Genomic DNA, 16,204 nt, shown 5'->3' on the forward strand with positions numbered 1-16,204 from the left:
TTTGCCCAGACTGGGGGAGGCGGCGGCCATGCGCTTTGTCCGAGATCAAAAAAGGGGCGTAAGGCCTAAAAGGGCCGGATCACCCCTTCGCCGCGTGTTCCTCGCGCGCGATTTCATGCAGCCAGTCCGCGTGGCGCGGGGCCTTCTTGGTCTGGCTCCATTCTTCCAGCATCAGCGGCGCCACGCGGGCGAGTTCGGCATATTGTTCGTCCGTCCCGATATCGGCGGCGAGCTCGACCCGGTGGCCGTTTGGATCGAAGAAGTAGATCGACTTGAAGATGCCGTGATGCGTGGGGCCGAGCACCTCGATGCCCTCGCTCTCGACATGCGCCTTGGCGGCGAGCAGCGCCTCCTCGTCAGGTACCTTGAAGGCGAGGTGCTGCACCCAGGCGGGCGTGTTCTCGTCGCGGCCCATGTCCTTCTGGTTCGGCAATTCGAAGAAGGCGAGCACGTTGCCGTTCCCGGCATCGAGGAAGACGTGCATGTAAGGATCGTATTCCCCGGTCGAGGGCACGTGATCCTCGGCAAAGGCAGTGGTGTAGCCCATGCCGAGCACGCGGCCGTACCACTCCACCGTCTCCTTCGCGTCCTTGCAGCGATATGCGGCGTGGTGGATGCCGCCCAGTTTGACCGGATGTTCGCTCATTCGGCCGGTTCCTTTTCGTCCACCTCGAGCGCGCCGCGGCGGATCTGGTCGCGTTCGAGGCTTTCGAACAGGGCCTTGAAATTGCCCTCACCGAAGCCCTCATCGCCCTTCCTCTGGATGAATTCGAAGAACACCGGGCCGACCTGCGCCTCGGCGAAGATCTGCAGGAGGAGACGGGGCTTGCCCCCTTCGGTCGTCCCGTCGAGCAGGATGCCGCGGGCCTGCAATGCCTCGGCATCCTGGCCGTGGCCGGGAAGGCGTTCGTCGAGCATTTCGTAATAGGTCGCGGGCGGCGCGGTCATGAACGGCACGCCGTATTCCTTGAGCCGGTCGTAGCACTTGATCAGATCGTCGCAGATCAGCGCGATGTGCTGGATGCCCTCGCCGTTGAACTGCTTGAGGAACTCCTCGATCTGGCCCTTGCCGCCCTCGCCTTCTTCATTGAGCGGGATGCGGATCTTGCCGTCGGGCGCGGTCAGCGCCTGCGAGGTGAGGCCGGTATATTCGCCCTTGATGTCGAAGAAGCGGATCTCGCGGAAGTTGAACAGGGTCTCGTAATAATCGGCCCAGTACTTCATGCGCCCGGTGTAGACGTTGTGGGTGAGGTGATCGATCGTGTGGAAGCCGGCGCCTTCGGGATAGGGATCGACGCCGGGCAGGTAATCGAAATCGATGTCGTAGATCGTCAGGCTCTTGCCCTCGGCCCCGGCATAGCGATCGACGAGATAGAGGATCGCGCCGCCGATCCCGCGGATCGCCGGGATGCGCAGTTCCATCACGCCGGTTTCGACATGGACCGGTTCGGCCCCCTTCTCGATCAGGTGATCATAGGCCGCCGCAGCATCGCGCACGCGGAACGCCATGCCGCACGCGCTCGGCCCGTGTTCGCGGGCGAAATACCAGGCCGCGCTGCGCGGTTCATAATTGGCGATGAGATTGATCCCCCCCTGGCGCCAGAGATGCACGTCCTTGGACCGGTGTTTGGCGACCAGCGTGAAGCCCATTGCCTCGAAGACGGGTTCGAGCACGCCCTTTTCAGGGGCGCAGAACTCGACGAATTCGAAGCCGTCGAGGCCGGCAGGGTTTTCGAACAGGTCTCCGGGGTGCTGGGTCATGGGGGCCTCTTTCAATCGGTTGACGCGGTGAGCGCGATATTTCGAGATCGTTACAACTGTAACTATCTATGCGAATCGCCCGTGCTTGTCAAAGGCGGATGGCGGTTTGCCCTGGCCCGCCCGATTGCATGTGCCGCGCGGGCGGTGCAGTCTGCCGCGCGAAGGGAGAAACCAATGATCAAGACCAAGGGCATCAACCATGTCGCCCTCGTCTGCCGCGACATGAAGGAGACGGTCCAGTTCTACACCGAAGTGCTGAAGATGCCGCTCTTCAAGACGGTGCAACTGCCCGATGGCGGACAGCATTTCTTCTTCGACTGCGGCGGCGGCAATTCGGTAGCCTTCTTCTGGTGGAAGGACGCGCCGCCCGCCGCGCCCGGCATCGCATCGGTGAGGAAATTCCCTTTCGATGCCAAGACCGCGCACGGATCGATGAACCACCTCGCCTTCCACATGGAAGAGGATGAACTGGAGGCCGCGCTCGAACGGCTCGAGGAAGCGGGGGTCGAACACACCCACATGGTCTTCAACCACGATGACAGTCCCTCGGGCTATGCAAAGGAGATGCACGAGGGCGTCTTCGTGCGCTCGGTCTATTTCTCCGACCCCGACGGCATCCTGCTCGAATTCGCGGCAACGACGAAGAAGTTCGGTCCCGAGGACGTGGCCCACGAACCGGCGACGGCGGAAACGCGGGAGGACGCCTGATGCCCCGGCTGAGGGAGGTTCCGAGGGCCGAGGCGGAGGAAAAGACCGTCCTTGCGCTTTACGCCATGCTGTTCGGTGACCGCGATCCCGTCGCCGAGCCCGGCACCGCGACGGGCACGCCGGGCGACTGGTGGACGGTCTTCGCCAATTCGCCCGCGACGCTGAAACACGCAGCCCAGGGCTTTGCCTATTACCGCTCTCCCGAGCGCAAGCTCGACCCCGTGCTGCGCGAGCTGGGACAGACCTGGGCGGGCTGGGCGACCGGCAGCCAGTTCGTTTTCTCGCAGCATTGCAAGAGCCTGCGCGGGCTCGCCGTGCCCGAGGAGAAGATCGAGTCGATACCGACATGGCAGACATCGGACGCGTTTTCCGCAAGGGAACGCCTCGTCCTTGCCTATTCGGATCGGCTCGTCACCCATGCGGGCCGCGTGCCCGATGCATTGTTCGCGCAGGTGAAGGCGGAATTCAGCGACGAGGAAATCCTTGAACTCACCTACATCACCTGCCTCTACCAGATGCACGCGGTGATGAGCCGGGCGCTGCGGACCGAATTCGACGACCGCGACGATCCGATCACCGAAGTCCCCGCGCCCGAAGGCTTCGACGCGATGGACTTTCTCGGCGGGGAGCGGCGCGGGCGCTAAAGGCCGGGCATCGGCGCAAGACGGCCGATCGTGCGCCCGCGCTCGTCCTGTTCGAGCGCGAGCGTGTCGCCGAAAGGCTCCCCGCTTTCGAACAGTTCGCGGGTCGCCTCGTCCGAGAGGTCGGCATTGCCGATGACGCGCTCGCCCCTGTCGTTGCGGCCGATGAAGATGGCATCGCTGCCCGATTTGCCGTGGTTGATCGTATAGGTCTCGACCGTGGCGCGCGCCGCCGTTTCCTTCGCCAGCGGGACCGCATCCTGCGCCAGGGGCAGCTTCTCGAAGCGGTCATTCGCGGACCAGTCGGCAGGCTCGGTGGAATAAATCCCGGTCGCGTATTTGCTCATCCAGCCGCCATTCGCGCCGACCAGCGCGAAAGCGCCCCGGTCGCGCCGCGCGCGCTCCACCGCTTCGGCGATGGCGTGGGCGGAATAATTGTTCCCCGCCCCGCCGAAGAACGGCAGGCCACCCGTCAGGGTTAGGCCGCGCGGATCGTCGATGCCGAGCCCGAAATGGTCGATCTGGTTGAAGACGGGAATGGCGAAGCAGGAATAGAAATCGATGTAGCCGATGTCCTCGATTCCCCGGCCCGCCCGCGCGAGCGCCGCCTCGACGCTGGCGATGGAAGCGGGCGCGGCGGAAAGGTCGGGGCGCTGCGAAAGCTTGAGCTCGGTCGATGCGGTAACGGCGTGGATGTGGACCCATTTGTCCTCCGGCACGCCGAGTTCGCGCGCCAGGCCCGCACTCGCGAGAATGATCGCGGCCGCCTGGTTCACCTGGTCGCGCGCCACCGTCATGCGCGGATAGGGCTCTGCGACGATGCGGTTGCGCTCCGTCACGGTCGCGAGTTCCTCGGCGCTGCGCATCGCGGGCGCGGCGGCATGGGGATTGGCGGCGGCGATGCGGGTGAAGGGTTCGAACAGGCGGCCGATATCGAGCCTGTATTCCTCGAGGCTCTTGCCGAGCTTTGCGCGCCGGGCATTCTCGGCGAGCGCATAGAGCGGGATCGCCCCGGACGCGCCGTGCGCGAACAGAGCGGGCTCCATGAGTTCGTCGATGCCGAAGCCCTGGTCTTCGTAATCGCCGCCGATGTCCTCCGACCAGTCGGGCTTCTCGCCTTTCGCCGCGAGAGCGAGCACGGTCGAGATCGCTTCCGAACCGACCACCACCGCGCATCGGCTTTCGCCCGCCGCGATGGCGCTCGCGAATTCGCCGACGAGCTGCTGGTTGGTCTGCCCGCCCGTCGTGGTCAGGATCTTGCGCGAAGGGTCGGCGCCGACGCGCTTCGCTATCGCGCCGGGGATGTTGTCGGGCGCGCCGAAGGGCGGCTCCTTGCCAGGACGCGACATTTCGAAGGCGCGGATCGCGGCCAGCGTGTCGATGCTGTCCGCGACCTTGCCCGTAGCCGAACTGTCCGCAATCGACGCCGACAGCGCCCGCCCGGCAAGGTCCATGTAATTGAGACCTTCATAGCCGGGCTCACGCACGCGCTCGGAATACTGCCCGACCCCGATGATGACGGGCGTGCTGTCGGCGATCATGCGACTGTCCTCAGTTCACGAAGTCGTCGACGCGCTCGACGATGATGGCAGGCGCCATGCCGCCCGCCGCGCACATCGTGACGAGGCCGGTCTTGAGATCGCGGCGTTCGAGCTCGTCAATGATAGTGCCGATCAGGATCGAGCCGGTCGCGCCGATGGGGTGGCCCAGCGCTATCGAGCCGCCGTTGACGTTGACCTTGTCCCAACTGAGCCCGAGGTCGCGCACGAACTTGGCGGCGACGACCGCGAAGGCCTCGTTGATCTCGAACAGGTCAATGTCCTCGAGGGTCATGCCCGCCTTCGCCAGCACCTTCTTTGCCGCCGGGACGGGCGCGTTCAGCATCAATGTCGGGTCATCGCCCATGTTGGCGGTCGCGACGATCCGCGCGCGCGGCTTCAGCCCGTGCTTCTGGGCGTATTCCTTGCTGCACACCAGCACCGCGGCCGCCCCGTCGACCACGCCGGAGGAATTGCCGGCATGGTGGAAATGCTCGATCGTGAGGTCCGGGTATTTCTGGTTGATGAGGCTGCGGAACGTGGTCCCGTTCTTGTCGAGCGGCACGTCGGCTATCTTGGTGAAGGCGGGCTCGAGCTTGGCGAGATCTTCCTTGGTGGTCTGCGGGCGCGGATATTCCTCACGGTCGAGAACCACGTTGCCCTCATCGTCGACCACCGGGACCACCGACTTGTCGAACCGCCCTTCGGAAATCGCCTCGGCCGCGCGCTGCTGCGAACGGTAGCCGACCTCGTCCAGTTCCTCGCGGGTGAAGCCTTCCATGCTGGCGATCGCATCGCCGCAAATGCCCTGGTGCGACTGCGGGTGCACGCGCTGGAGCCGTTCGTTGTAGCTGCCCATCATCGGCGGCTTGAGCCCGGCCTGCATCTTTTCCTTCGACATGGCAGCGGTCAGGCTCATCATCTCCGTCCCGCCGGCGACGATGCAGTCCTCCATCCCGCTCATCACTTGTGCCGCGGCGAGGTTCACGCTGGTGATCCCGCCGCCGCAGAACCGGTCGAGCGTCGTGCCCGACGAAGTGATGTCATAGCCCGCATCGAGCGCGGCCATCCGCCCGAGGTCGCCCGCTTGCATCCCGTCCTGCGTGGACACCGACCAGATCACGTCATCGACGGTCGAGGTGTCGAGCTTGTTGCGCTCGGCAATGGCTCTCAGCACGGTCGCGGCGAGATGCTGCGGGTGCTGTTCGGCCAGTGCACCCTTGCCCTGCTTGCCGATCCCGCGCGGGGTGCGCACTGCGTCGATGATGTAGGCTTCGCCCATGGTTCTGGTATCCTCTTTGGCTGTCACGGATTATTGAAATCGCGGTTGACGTTTCCGTAAGCCCACTGCACCACTCGCACAAGAATTCAGTTGCAATTCGAAACGCCGAAATTTGATAGGAGAGCAAATTGAGCGATACCGAAACCCCCGAAGTTCTGACCGAAGTCGACGACGGCGTCCTGATCGTCACGATCAATCGCCCTGAAGCGAAGAACGCCATGTCGAAGGCCGCCGCGGAAGGCATAGCGGCGGCGATGGACCGGCTCGATAACGAGGACGACCTGCGGGTCGGCATCCTCACCGGCGCGGGTGGGACGTTCTGTTCGGGGATGGACCTCAAAGGCTTCTTGCGCGGCGAAAGCCCGACGGTCGAGGGTCGCGGTTTCGGCGGCGTCGTTCAGGCGCCACCGGCCAAGCCGCTGATCGCCGCGGTCGAAGGCTATGCGCTCGCGGGCGGGCTAGAACTGATGATCGCCTGCGACCTCGTCGTCGCCAATGCGGGCGCGAAATTCGGCATTCCCGAGGTCAAGCGCGGCCTCGTCGCGGCGGCGGGCGGCGTGATGATGCTGCCCGACCAGATTCCCGAACGCATCGCGATGGAACTCGCGCTGACGGGCGACTTCATCGATGCCAAGCGCGCCTATGAACTCGGCCTCATCAATGAAGTGACCGAAGGCAGCGCGCTCGACGCTGCTAAAGCGCTAGCCGCCCGTATCGCCGCCAACGGTCCGCTCGCGGTCAAGGTTTCGAAGCAGATCATGAAGCAGTCGCGCGGCTGGGCGATGGACGAACGCTACAAGAAGCAGGGCGAACTGATCGGCCCCGTCTTCGTTTCCGAAGACGCCCGCGAAGGTGCAGCTGCCTTCGCCGAGAAGCGCAAGCCCAATTGGAAGGGTAAATGAGTTGAGGCGGGCGGGCCTGTTGCAGGTCTGCCCGTCAACACGTGGGATCAAGAGGAGAGAGAAATGCCCGTCATCGACGTACCGCAGCCCGAATTCATGGAAGACGAGGAAATCTCGATCTTCGCCGACGCCGTGGGCAAGTTCTATCAGCAGCACGCGCCCGAAAAGCGCGTCCACAAATGGCGCGAGGACGGCCAGGTCGAACGCGAATTCTGGCGCGAGGCGGGTGCGGCCGGCCTGCTCGGCGTTTCCGTTCCGGAAGAATATGGCGGCCATGGCGGCGATTTCCGCCATGACATGGTGGTGATCGACCAGCAGGCCAAGCACGGCGTCGAAGGTTTCGCCGCAAGCCTGCACAACACGATCATCCTGCCCTATCTCGTGCGCCACGGGACCGAGGAGCAGAAGCAGAAATACCTGCCCAAGCTGGTCACCGGCGACCTCGTCAGCGCGATCGCGATGTCGGAACCCGATGCCGGGTCCGACCTGCAGGCGATCAAGACCACCGCGCTGAAGGACGGCAACGGCTATCGCCTCAACGGGTCGAAGACCTGGATCTCGAACGGTCAGACGGCGGACTTCATCATCGTTGTCGCCAAGACCGATCCCAGCGAGGGCCACAAGGGCATTTCGCTGATGCTGCTCGAAACCGAGGGGGCAGAGGGGTTCCAGCGCGGCAAGAAACTCGACAAGATCGGGCTCGATGCGCAGGACACATCGGAACTGTTCTTCGACGACGTGTTCGTGCCCTCGGACAACATCCTCGGCGGGGTCGAGGGCAAGGGCTTCTATCAGCTCATGGGCGAGCTGCCGCAGGAACGGCTCGTGATCGCGATGGGCGCGATGACGGGAATCGAGAAGGCGCTCGAAGTGACCGTCGAATACGTCAAGAACCGCAAGGCCTTCGGCAAGACGATCTGGGATTTCCAGAACACCCAGTTCACTCTCGCCGATCTCAAGGCGCGCGGTACGGCGGCACGGGTGTTCGTCAACGATTGCATCGCCAAGCTTCTGAAAGGCGAACTCGACGTGGCGACCGCGAGCATGGCGAAATACTGGGTGACCGAGCTGCAATCCGAAGTGGTCGACAAGTGCCTGCAGTTCCACGGCGGCGCGGGCTACATCAACGATTACGCCATCGCCCGGATGTACCGCGACACCCGCATCGCGCGGATCTATGGCGGTTCGAACGAGATCATGAAGATGCTGATCGCGCGGAGTATGTGATTGCGCAGCCCCATCCGGGGCTGCTTCCTCGCCAGAGGCGCAGCATAGCTGCGCCCGCGCCGTCGTTTGCGTGCTCTCACGAAGGCGGGTCGCGCCTTAACGAGGCCCCCAAGGCGTCGCAAGCGCGACTGCGCGCCCGCAGGGGCCCTGTAGCGAAGCGGAGGGAACAGCCCCGAAGAGGCACCCGAGGATGCAGGCGCGCAAATAAAAAACGCCCCGGTTTCCCGGGGCGTTTTTCGTTTGGCTGTCGCCGCGCGTCAGAACTTGGCGCGAAGCACCACGCCGTAGGTCCGCGGCTGCAGCGGGAAGGCCGAGCGCGAGTTCGCCGCGCCCGAACCGCGCAGCGTGGTGTTGAAGGTCACCCCGCGAGCCACGTTGTCGGTCAGGTTGTTGACGAAACCCTCGATCGAATAGGCCCCGTCATTGAAGCGGAGCCCCGCGCGCAGGTTGATGAACTCATTGCCGTCCTGCACGTCGGCGATGATGAGCGGCTGCGCAGCGGCTGCGGCCTGGACCTGGGCCTGCGTCGGGTTGGAGCCGGGCGGGAAGCTCGGCGGCACGATCGCCTGGGTCGAGGTGCGCTGGTCGCTTTCGATCCGGACCTGCCCTGACAGGAAGAACTCCGCGCTGTCGCTGATCGGCTTTTCCCACAGCGCACCGAACAGGGCGATCACCTGCGGCGCGTTGGTGAGGTCGTAGCCGCACAGCGACACCACCTGCGGAGCCGTCTGATCGCCCGCGCAATCTTCCGGATAGCTCGCCTCGAGGATGGTCGCGGCGGCGTTGAGCGTCAGTTCGCGGCTCGGCCGGATAACGCTCTCGATCTCCAGGCCCTTCGTCTCGGCCAGCGGCACGTTGAAGGTCTGGAACGCGGTCCCGGTGAATTCGAGAACCTGGAAGTTCTGGAACTCTTCGTAGAACGCGGCGAGGTTGAACGTCACCGCATTGTCGAGAAACCGGGTCTTGAGACCGATTTCGAAGGCATCGACCTCTTCCGAGTAGAACGCGGCGAGGTTGAACGTCACCGCATTGTCGAGAAACCGGGTCTTGAGACCGATTTCGAAGGCATCGACCTCTTCCGAGAGGAAGGTCGGGTCCGCTCCGGCCACGGCGGCGGTGGTATCGAGGTTGATCCCGCCCGCCTTGTAGCCGTGGGTGAAACTGCCATAGGCGTTCACCTCGGGACTGATTTCATAGGCGGCGCGGATCGTGTAGATCAGCTCCTCGTCGCTGAAATCGGCCTGGAAGGTGCGCGGCAGGAAGGCTGCGGGAAGTCCCGGCTGGGTCGCCTGCGGAAGGTCGGCCGGCGCGGTGAAGCCGAAGCAGCCGAGCTGGACGGCTGGCCCTTCGAGCCCGGCGGGGATGAAGCCCGCGCCGAACGCGCCGAGGATCGCCGGGCAGATCTGGTTGTTGACCGTCGTCTGGGTGAATCCGCCTTCCTTTTCCTCCCACGAATAGCGCGCGCCGAGCGTGAGTTCGAACCCGTCGAACACCTCGAAGGTGTTGTGAGTGAAGATCGAATAGCTCTGCGCGCTCTGCTGGAAGCGGTTGGTGTTCGTCGTGCCGGCCGGGTTGACCCCGCCGCTCAACGTCTGGAGCGGTGCCGCGCCGAGCGCGCCGCCGGTGGGGACGAACAGCAGCGCCCCGACATTCGCGTCGTAATCCGAGCCGAGCGAGAAGCTCACCGACTGGTCGATCTGTTCGTCCGAATAGAAACCGCCGATGATGTAGTTGAGCTTGCCCTCGAAGGCTTCGCCCTGCAGCCGCAATTCCGCCGTGATCGTCTCGAGTTCGAGGTCGAGCAGGTCGACATTGAAGATGTCGAGCGCGGTGAAATCGGAATCGTAGGTCTCGTTAGAGGCGAACTTGCGATAGCCGCCGATGAAGATGAGGTCCGCATCATCGCCCACCGGGAATTCGACTTCGCCGGTGATGCCCCAGTTGTCGATGTCGACGATGGGGGCGAAATTGGCCGATGCGACGCGGTCGTTGAGAGCCTCGCGGAAGGTCGCATTGTCGAACGGCGTGGTCGCGACCGTTGGCTGGCCGTTGCCGCCATTCGCGCCGAGACCGACCGCGGCATAGGCGCCGCCCGTCACCAGCGGCGACTGGTAGAGTTCGATCGGGCTGCAGCAGCTCGAATTGCTCTTGGAATAGTCGCCGATGATCCGGCCACGCACGCCGCCTTCGGTCTCGAAGCCCAATTGCGCGCGGACCAGCCACTGATCGGTGTCGTTGGAATCGTCGAACGGCGTGCCGGTCTCATCGACCAGCGTGATGAACCCGTCGCGTTCGCGATAGGCACCGGTCACGCGCAGCGCGAGCGCGTCCTCCACGATCGGCACGTTGACGGCGCCCTGAAGACTGATCTCGTCGAAATTGCCGTAGCCGGCATTCACGAAGCCGCCGACCTCGTTGAGATCGGGACGCTTGTTGGTGATGTTGAGCGCACCGGCCGACGTGTTGCGGCCGAAGGTCGTGCCCTGCGGCCCGCGCAGCACCTCGACCCGCTCGACGTCAACCAGTTCAGTCAGGGCAACGCCGGGACGCGACTGATAGGTGCCGTCGATGAAGATGCCGACCGCGCTTTCGAAGCCGATATTGTTCGAGGTCGTGCCGATGCCGCGGATACGCAGCACGACCGAGCCCGATGCGACCTGCGCATTGGAGGCCGTGAAGCTGGTGGCGACCGAAACGACCTCCTGGATGCTGTCGACGCCCTGGTTGTCGAGCTGCTGCGGCGAGACCGCGGTCACGGCGAGGGGAATGTCCTGCACGTCCTGCGCACGGCGGGTGGCGGTCACGATGATTACGCTGTCATCCGCCTCGGGTGCCTCGGGCATCTCGGGCATTTCCGTGTCCTGCGCAAAGGCGGGTACGGTGAACGAACTGCAGGCCAAAAGGCCGGCAGCATAGGCTGCAAGCTTACGTGTCATAGGTTTTCCTCTCCACAATCCCACCGGGCCTTTTGACCTCGGGCGGCTTACGCGGAAGTGGAGACTATCAGCGCGTTTGCGCCTGCCAAGAGTCGCTGCGCCGCTTTTTGGGGACAGATGCAAAAATGCAACAAATCATGCCGCAGCGCAGCATAAGTTCAGCAAGGCCCGCTAAAGGCTTGGAAAGTTGCAGGGCTCGCACGTGTTGCCTTTCGGGCACGCCCGAAAGCCCTAGAAGCCGTAGCGTAAACCCGCCCAGACGGTCCGCGGCACGCCGAGATCGATCGCGCCTCCCGCGTTGCGGGTGACGATTTCCTCGCCGGTCAGGTTCTCGCCGCGCAGCATTAAGGAAAAATCTGCGCCGACCGGAATTTCGGCGAAAGCATCGAGAGTCGTCGCCGCCGGAAGCACGTCATTTTCCTGATCGTCCTCGAATTGCTTCGCCGTATGGCGCAGCGTCGCGGCGAGCCGCCAGCCCGCCGACGGCTCCCATGCGAGCGTTGCCGAGGCCGCGAAATCGGGCGTCTGCGGCGGGCGGTTTCCATCGAGCGGGAGCGAGGGCCCCTCCCCGTCCACCGCCGCATCGGTATAGGCGAGACTGGCATCGAGGCTCACCCGCCCGAGCCCGAGGCGCACATTGCCCTCGATCCCCTGCGCATCGATCGCGGGCAGGTTGCGGCGCTGGCGCAGATTGGGCGCCAGCGTGACATTGGCAATGGCGTTCTCCACCCGGTTGTCGAATGCGGTCAGCGAAAGCGCGAGCGCGTCCGACGCCTGCCAGTCGACCCCTATCTCGAAACCCTCCAGCCGCTCGTTCTCGAGCGCGGCATTGGCCTGCGTCACCACCGGGAACACGACGAAGGGCCGATACAGCTCATTGAGAGTCGGAAGGCGCAGCCCGGTATAGGCCGCCGCGCGCAGCCGCAGCGCGTCGCTCGCCTCGAAGGCCGCTCCCGCGCGCCAGCTCAGCGTCCAGTCGGAACGATCTTGAGCCAAGGTCTCCTCGACCAGCGCGCCCGAAGCATCGACCGCGCGGAAGAAGCCGTCCTCGATCACCGTCCGGTCCGCGCGCAGCCCGCCCGTCAGCAGCAGGCGCCCGATCCGCCAGTCATCCTCTATGAAGAACCCCAGATTGGAATTGACGCCGCCAGCCCGCCGCCTTTCGCGCAGCGCGCCGGTGAAGGCGCTGTAATTGTCCTCCTGCAATTCCCCGTCCGCGCGGCGATAATCCACGCCGAGCCGCAGCGTGTGGGCCTCGCCCACGGGCGGGCGCAGCTCGAACTTGCCGCCCAATCCGGTCGAAGGCGTGTTCCTCTGGTCGAGCACACGGCTGAACTGGGTCGAGGAAATGATGACATTCGAAAAATTGCGCGCCTGGACATAGGCGAGCGCATCGAAGGCCCACTCGCCCCGCCCGACCACGCGCAGGCTCGCATCCTGCCCTTCGTTCGAGGAATCCGCGCCCTCGAAACGAAGCGTGCGGTTGTCCTCGAACAGGCTGACCCGCGCCTGCACTTCGACATCGCGCCCGATCGGGGCCACACCGCGCAGGCCCACCTGCCAATTGTCGAAGCCCGCGCGCGCGCTCGCGGGGATGCGCTCGCCTGCGGGCGCCGTGAAAAAGCCCTGCCCCCGGTCCCAGCGCCCGCTCGCCACGGCAAAGCCCGCCCCCAGTTCCTGCGTCAGCACCGCGCTCGCCTCGGTTTCCTCGCGGTCGTTGACGACGAGGCTCGCGAGCAGCGGGTCGAGCGCCGCGGGGCCGGCGCTTTCGAGTTCGATCGTGCCGGCCAGCGCGCCTGCCCCGAACGGCCCCGCCCCGCCGCCACGGGTGACGCGGATCCGCGAAAGGGTTTCGGGCTGGATCGCGTTGAACGGGACGTAGCCGAAGAACGGGTCGGCGATCGGCACGCCGTCGAGCAGGACAAGCGCGCGGCTCGTCGCATTGCCGCCCAGCGCGCGCAGCGTCGCCCCCTGTGCGGTCGGATTGGCAGAGCGGCTGTCCGAGCGGCGGAATTGCTGGAAGCCCGCGACATCGCGCAGCACGTCCTCGATCCGGCCCGAGGCGGTCGAGACGATCCGCTCGCGGTCGATTTCCGTCACCGCATAGGCGCCTTCGGAGGGGGCTTCCTCCAGCCCCTCACCGGTGACGATGATGCGTTCGGCAGTCGGGCGCTGGGAGGCATCATCCTCTTCCTGCGCCGAAACAGGAGCGGCGACGCCGAGGGCAAAGAGAGAGACGGAGAGGGCAAGCAGAGGGGCAAGCGCAGAAGCTGTTTTCATGGCGCGCCGCCTAGCCGCTCGTGCGCGCCGCGTCACCCGCCAATCAGTTTCGATTTGCAATCAAGGACTCGCATTTGCGACGCGCCTGTGGTTTTATCGGATGAAGAGAGAAAAGAGAGGATCACCCCATGCTAGCCACGCCCCCCGATGTAGATGTGCTGATCGTCGGCGCCGGCATTTCCGGCATCGGCATGGCCGCCCATATGGGCATGAAGGCGCCGCACCATTCCTATGCCATCGTCGAGCGACGCGAGAACCTGGGCGGGACATGGGACCTGTTCCGCTATCCCGGCATCCGTTCCGACAGCGACATGCACACGCTCGGCTTCGATTTCGAACCGTGGAAGCATGAAAAGTCGATCGCCGATGCGCCCGCCATCCTCGACTATCTCCACAAGATCGTCGACGAACGCGGCATCCGCGAGCACATCCGCTTCGGGCTCAAGGTGATCTCGGCCGATTTCCGCGAGGACGAGACGCGCTGGCATGTCGAGATGGAAGCGGACGACGGCAGCCGCACCCACATGACCGCGAATTGGCTCTATCTCGGAGCGGGCTATTACGATTACGACGATCCCTATGATGCGGGCTTCGATTTCTCGGAATATGAGGGACAGGTGATCCACCCCCAATTCTGGCCCGAGAACCTCGAGTATGCGGGCAAGAAGGTGCTGGTGGTCGGATCGGGCGCGACCGCGGTGACGATCGTGCCCTCGATGGCGGACAAGGCGGCGAGCGTGACGATGCTCCAGCGCACGCCGACCTGGATGTTCGCCCGCCCCGCCAAGGACCGGATCGCGAACCTGCTGCGCAAGGTCCTGCCGGAAGAAATCGCCTACAAGATCACCCGGTTCAAGAACATCCACATGCAGGACCTCAGCTTCAAGACCGCGCGCGACAAGCCGGAAAAGGTGAGCGAAAACCTGCACAAGCGGATCGAGAAGGCGCTCGGACCCGATTACAATCCCGAGGATTTCACCCCGCCCTACAATCCGTGGGAACAGCGCGTCTGCCTCGTGCCCGATGACGATCTGTTCAAGGCGATGAAAGCGGGCAAGGCCCAGATCGTCACCGGCCATATCGAGAAGTTCGAGGCAAACGGCGCGCGGCTCACCGACGGCACGCTGATCGAGGCCGACATCATCATCACCGCCACTGGCCTGAAACTCGCCGTCGCGGGCAAGATCGCGGTCAGCGTCAATGGCGAGCCGGTCCAGTTCAACGAAAGGTTCTACTACAAGGGCTGCATGTTCTCGAACCTGCCCAATCTCGCGGTGGTGTTCGGATATCTCAATGCAAGCTGGACCCTGCGCGCCGATATCAATTCCGATTACATCTGCCGCGTGCTCAACCGTCAGCGCGAAAAGGGTGCACAGATCGTCACCCCCGTCCTCACGCCCGAAGCAGAGGCCCAGATCGAGGAGGACGACGTGTTCGATTTCTCGAGCGGATATATCCAGCGCTCCAAGCACATCATGCCGCGCAACGCGGTGCGTTATCCGTGGCGGCTCAACCAGGACTACCTTTCCGACCGCAAGGAACTGAAGGAAAGCCCGGTCGAGGATGGCCTGCTCACCTTCAAACGCGCCGGATCGAACGCGCGGACCTCCGAGGAGCAGCTCGAAGCGGCGGAATGAGCTCGGGATACAGGCCGTCGCTATGGCCGCGGGCGGCGCTCGGCTTGTTCCTGTTGTTGTTCACCGGGGGTATCGTGACGGGCATCATCCTGGCTGAGCCGCTCGATCGCTACCCATCGCCGCGCCTTGCGCTCGCGGACCTCGATGGTACCTATGTCTCCGGCGACTGCCCCTCCATCACGATCACGAACGGCCTCATGCGCGGGGGCGGTTTCGCCGTGCGTGGCGAACTGGACTATGTGAAGGGCGAGAACCTGCTCGTCACCGAGGGCGCGCTGCGTTTTCGGGAAACGCCCTCGGGCTGCGCGTTGGAGCGCGTGTCGGGCGGCTGGTTCAACACCGTGAGCCGGATCGACGGCGCTCCGGCGGTCCGCATCCGGTCGAGCGACTTTGCCGAGGACCGCTGGTTTATCGAGTCGCGTTGACGAGGTGGGTCTGTTCGGGGCCAATCAGGCCCTTTTGCTCTGCCCGAAACTCGCCTAACCAGCCCCCATGAACTCCGGCGCAAAGATCTGGACCGCAGGGCTCGTCATCATCGGTGACGAGATCCTGTCGGGCCGTACCCATGACAAGAACATCGCGCAGGTCGCGACCTGGCTGCAGGTCCAGGGCATCCGCCTTGCCGAGGTCCGGGTCGTGCCCGACGTGGCCGAACGCATCGTCGAGGCGGTGAATGCCCTGCGCGAGGCCAATGACTATCTCTTCACCACCGGCGGGATCGGGCCGACCCATGATGACATCACGGTTGATGCCGTCGCCGAGGCGCTGGGCGTTCCCGTCATCATCCACCCCGATGCACGCGCCCTGCTCGAACGCTATTACGCCGACAAGGGCGGGCTCAACGAAGGGCGCCTGCGCATGGCGCGCGTGCCCGAAGGCTCCGACCTCATCCCCAACCGCATGTCGGGTGCGCCCGGCATAAGGCGCGGCAATGTCATCCTGATGGCGGGCGTGCCGCATATCACGGCGGGCATGCTCGATGCGCTCACGGGCGAACTCGAAGGGGGTGCGCCGCTGCTTTCCGAGACGATCGGCTGCTGGGTCGCCGAAAGCGAGATCGCGCACCTCCTGCGCGAGGTCGAGGCAGCGCACGAGAATTGCCAGATCGGTTCCTACCCGTTTTTCCGCGAAGGCCGCGTCGGCGCGAATTTCGTGATCCGCTCGACCGATACGGAAGACCTCGCCTCCTGTGTCCACACCCTGTGCGACGGGCTTGCCACCAGCGGCTACGATTTCACCCCCGGCGGGATCTGACCGCCGCCCGCCCCGGGGCCGAAACAGGCCGAACGCCG

General features: G+C 64.6%; 13 protein-coding genes. 7 read left to right on the forward strand and 6 right to left on the reverse strand.

Annotated features, from left to right (window positions below):
- Positions 1–79 precede the first annotated feature (79 nt).
- Together Ga0102493_RS13220 and hppD are read right to left on the reverse strand one after the other, a co-directional pair.
- Positions 80–646 (reverse strand): VOC family protein, encoded by a 567-nt coding sequence (locus Ga0102493_RS13220; protein ID WP_034906858.1) that lies wholly within the window; start codon positions 644–646, stop codon positions 80–82.
- Entirely contained in the window at positions 643–1,761 is a 1,119-nt protein-coding gene (gene hppD / locus Ga0102493_RS13225; protein ID WP_034906855.1) for a 4-hydroxyphenylpyruvate dioxygenase, read from the reverse strand. Before hppD ends, Ga0102493_RS13220 begins: the two co-directional genes overlap by 4 nt.
- A 174-nt stretch (positions 1,762–1,935) precedes the next feature.
- Between hppD and Ga0102493_RS13230 the strand changes: the two genes are divergently transcribed.
- Both Ga0102493_RS13230 and Ga0102493_RS13235 read left to right on the forward strand, forming a co-directional pair.
- Entirely contained in the window at positions 1,936–2,469 is a 534-nt protein-coding gene (locus tag Ga0102493_RS13230) for a VOC family protein (protein ID WP_034906853.1), read from the forward strand.
- On the forward strand, positions 2,469–3,113 hold the full coding sequence (locus Ga0102493_RS13235; RefSeq protein ID WP_034906850.1) for a carboxymuconolactone decarboxylase family protein: 645 nt from the start codon (positions 2,469–2,471) through the stop codon (positions 3,111–3,113). Before Ga0102493_RS13230 ends, Ga0102493_RS13235 begins: the two co-directional genes overlap by 1 nt.
- Here the strand turns inward: Ga0102493_RS13235 and Ga0102493_RS13240 are convergent.
- Both Ga0102493_RS13240 and Ga0102493_RS13245 read right to left on the reverse strand, forming a co-directional pair.
- Positions 3,110–4,651, reverse strand: coding sequence for an acetyl-CoA acetyltransferase (locus Ga0102493_RS13240; protein WP_034906847.1), 1,542 nt, complete (start codon positions 4,649–4,651; stop codon positions 3,110–3,112). The two genes, Ga0102493_RS13235 and Ga0102493_RS13240, sit on opposite strands and share 4 nt — an antisense overlap.
- A gap of 10 nt (positions 4,652–4,661) precedes the next feature.
- Complete coding sequence (locus Ga0102493_RS13245) at positions 4,662–5,930, reverse strand: acetyl-CoA C-acetyltransferase (protein WP_034906844.1); 1,269 nt, start codon at positions 5,928–5,930, stop codon at positions 4,662–4,664.
- Positions 5,931–6,058: 128 nt separating this feature from the next.
- Here Ga0102493_RS13245 and Ga0102493_RS13250 point away from each other — a divergent pair, with 128 nt between their 5' ends.
- The gene (locus tag Ga0102493_RS13250; protein WP_034906842.1) at positions 6,059–6,832 is read left to right on the forward strand and encodes a crotonase/enoyl-CoA hydratase family protein; all 774 of its coding nucleotides are present in this window, start codon (positions 6,059–6,061) and stop codon (positions 6,830–6,832) included.
- Between the two features lie 63 nt (positions 6,833–6,895).
- On the forward strand, positions 6,896–8,059 hold the full coding sequence (locus Ga0102493_RS13255; protein ID WP_034906840.1) for an acyl-CoA dehydrogenase family protein: 1,164 nt from the start codon (positions 6,896–6,898) through the stop codon (positions 8,057–8,059).
- 257 nt (positions 8,060–8,316) lie between these two features.
- Here the strand turns inward: Ga0102493_RS13255 and Ga0102493_RS13260 are convergent, their stop codons facing one another.
- Positions 8,317–10,995: a TonB-dependent receptor gene (locus tag Ga0102493_RS13260; RefSeq protein ID WP_069297552.1), complete on the reverse strand. Its 2,679-nt coding sequence runs from the start codon at positions 10,993–10,995 to the stop codon at positions 8,317–8,319.
- Between the two features lie 231 nt (positions 10,996–11,226).
- Complete coding sequence (locus Ga0102493_RS13265; RefSeq protein WP_034906833.1) at positions 11,227–13,275, reverse strand: TonB-dependent receptor; 2,049 nt, start codon at positions 13,273–13,275, stop codon at positions 11,227–11,229.
- Between the two features lie 128 nt (positions 13,276–13,403).
- On the opposite strand from Ga0102493_RS13265, the gene Ga0102493_RS13270 reads away from it, so the two are divergent.
- From Ga0102493_RS13270 to Ga0102493_RS13280, 3 genes are all read left to right on the forward strand, one after another.
- Positions 13,404–14,912, forward strand: coding sequence for a flavin-containing monooxygenase (locus Ga0102493_RS13270; protein ID WP_034906830.1), 1,509 nt, complete (start codon positions 13,404–13,406; stop codon positions 14,910–14,912).
- Positions 14,913–14,986: 74 nt separating this feature from the next.
- Complete coding sequence (locus Ga0102493_RS13275) at positions 14,987–15,337, forward strand: hypothetical protein (protein WP_150132483.1); 351 nt, start codon at positions 14,987–14,989, stop codon at positions 15,335–15,337.
- A gap of 67 nt (positions 15,338–15,404) precedes the next feature.
- Positions 15,405–16,166, forward strand: coding sequence for a competence/damage-inducible protein A (locus tag Ga0102493_RS13280; RefSeq protein WP_034906825.1), 762 nt, complete (start codon positions 15,405–15,407; stop codon positions 16,164–16,166).
- Positions 16,167–16,204 lie beyond the last annotated feature (38 nt).

Source organism: Erythrobacter litoralis, from assembly GCF_001719165.1.
GTDB lineage: Bacteria > Pseudomonadota > Alphaproteobacteria > Sphingomonadales > Sphingomonadaceae > Erythrobacter > Erythrobacter litoralis.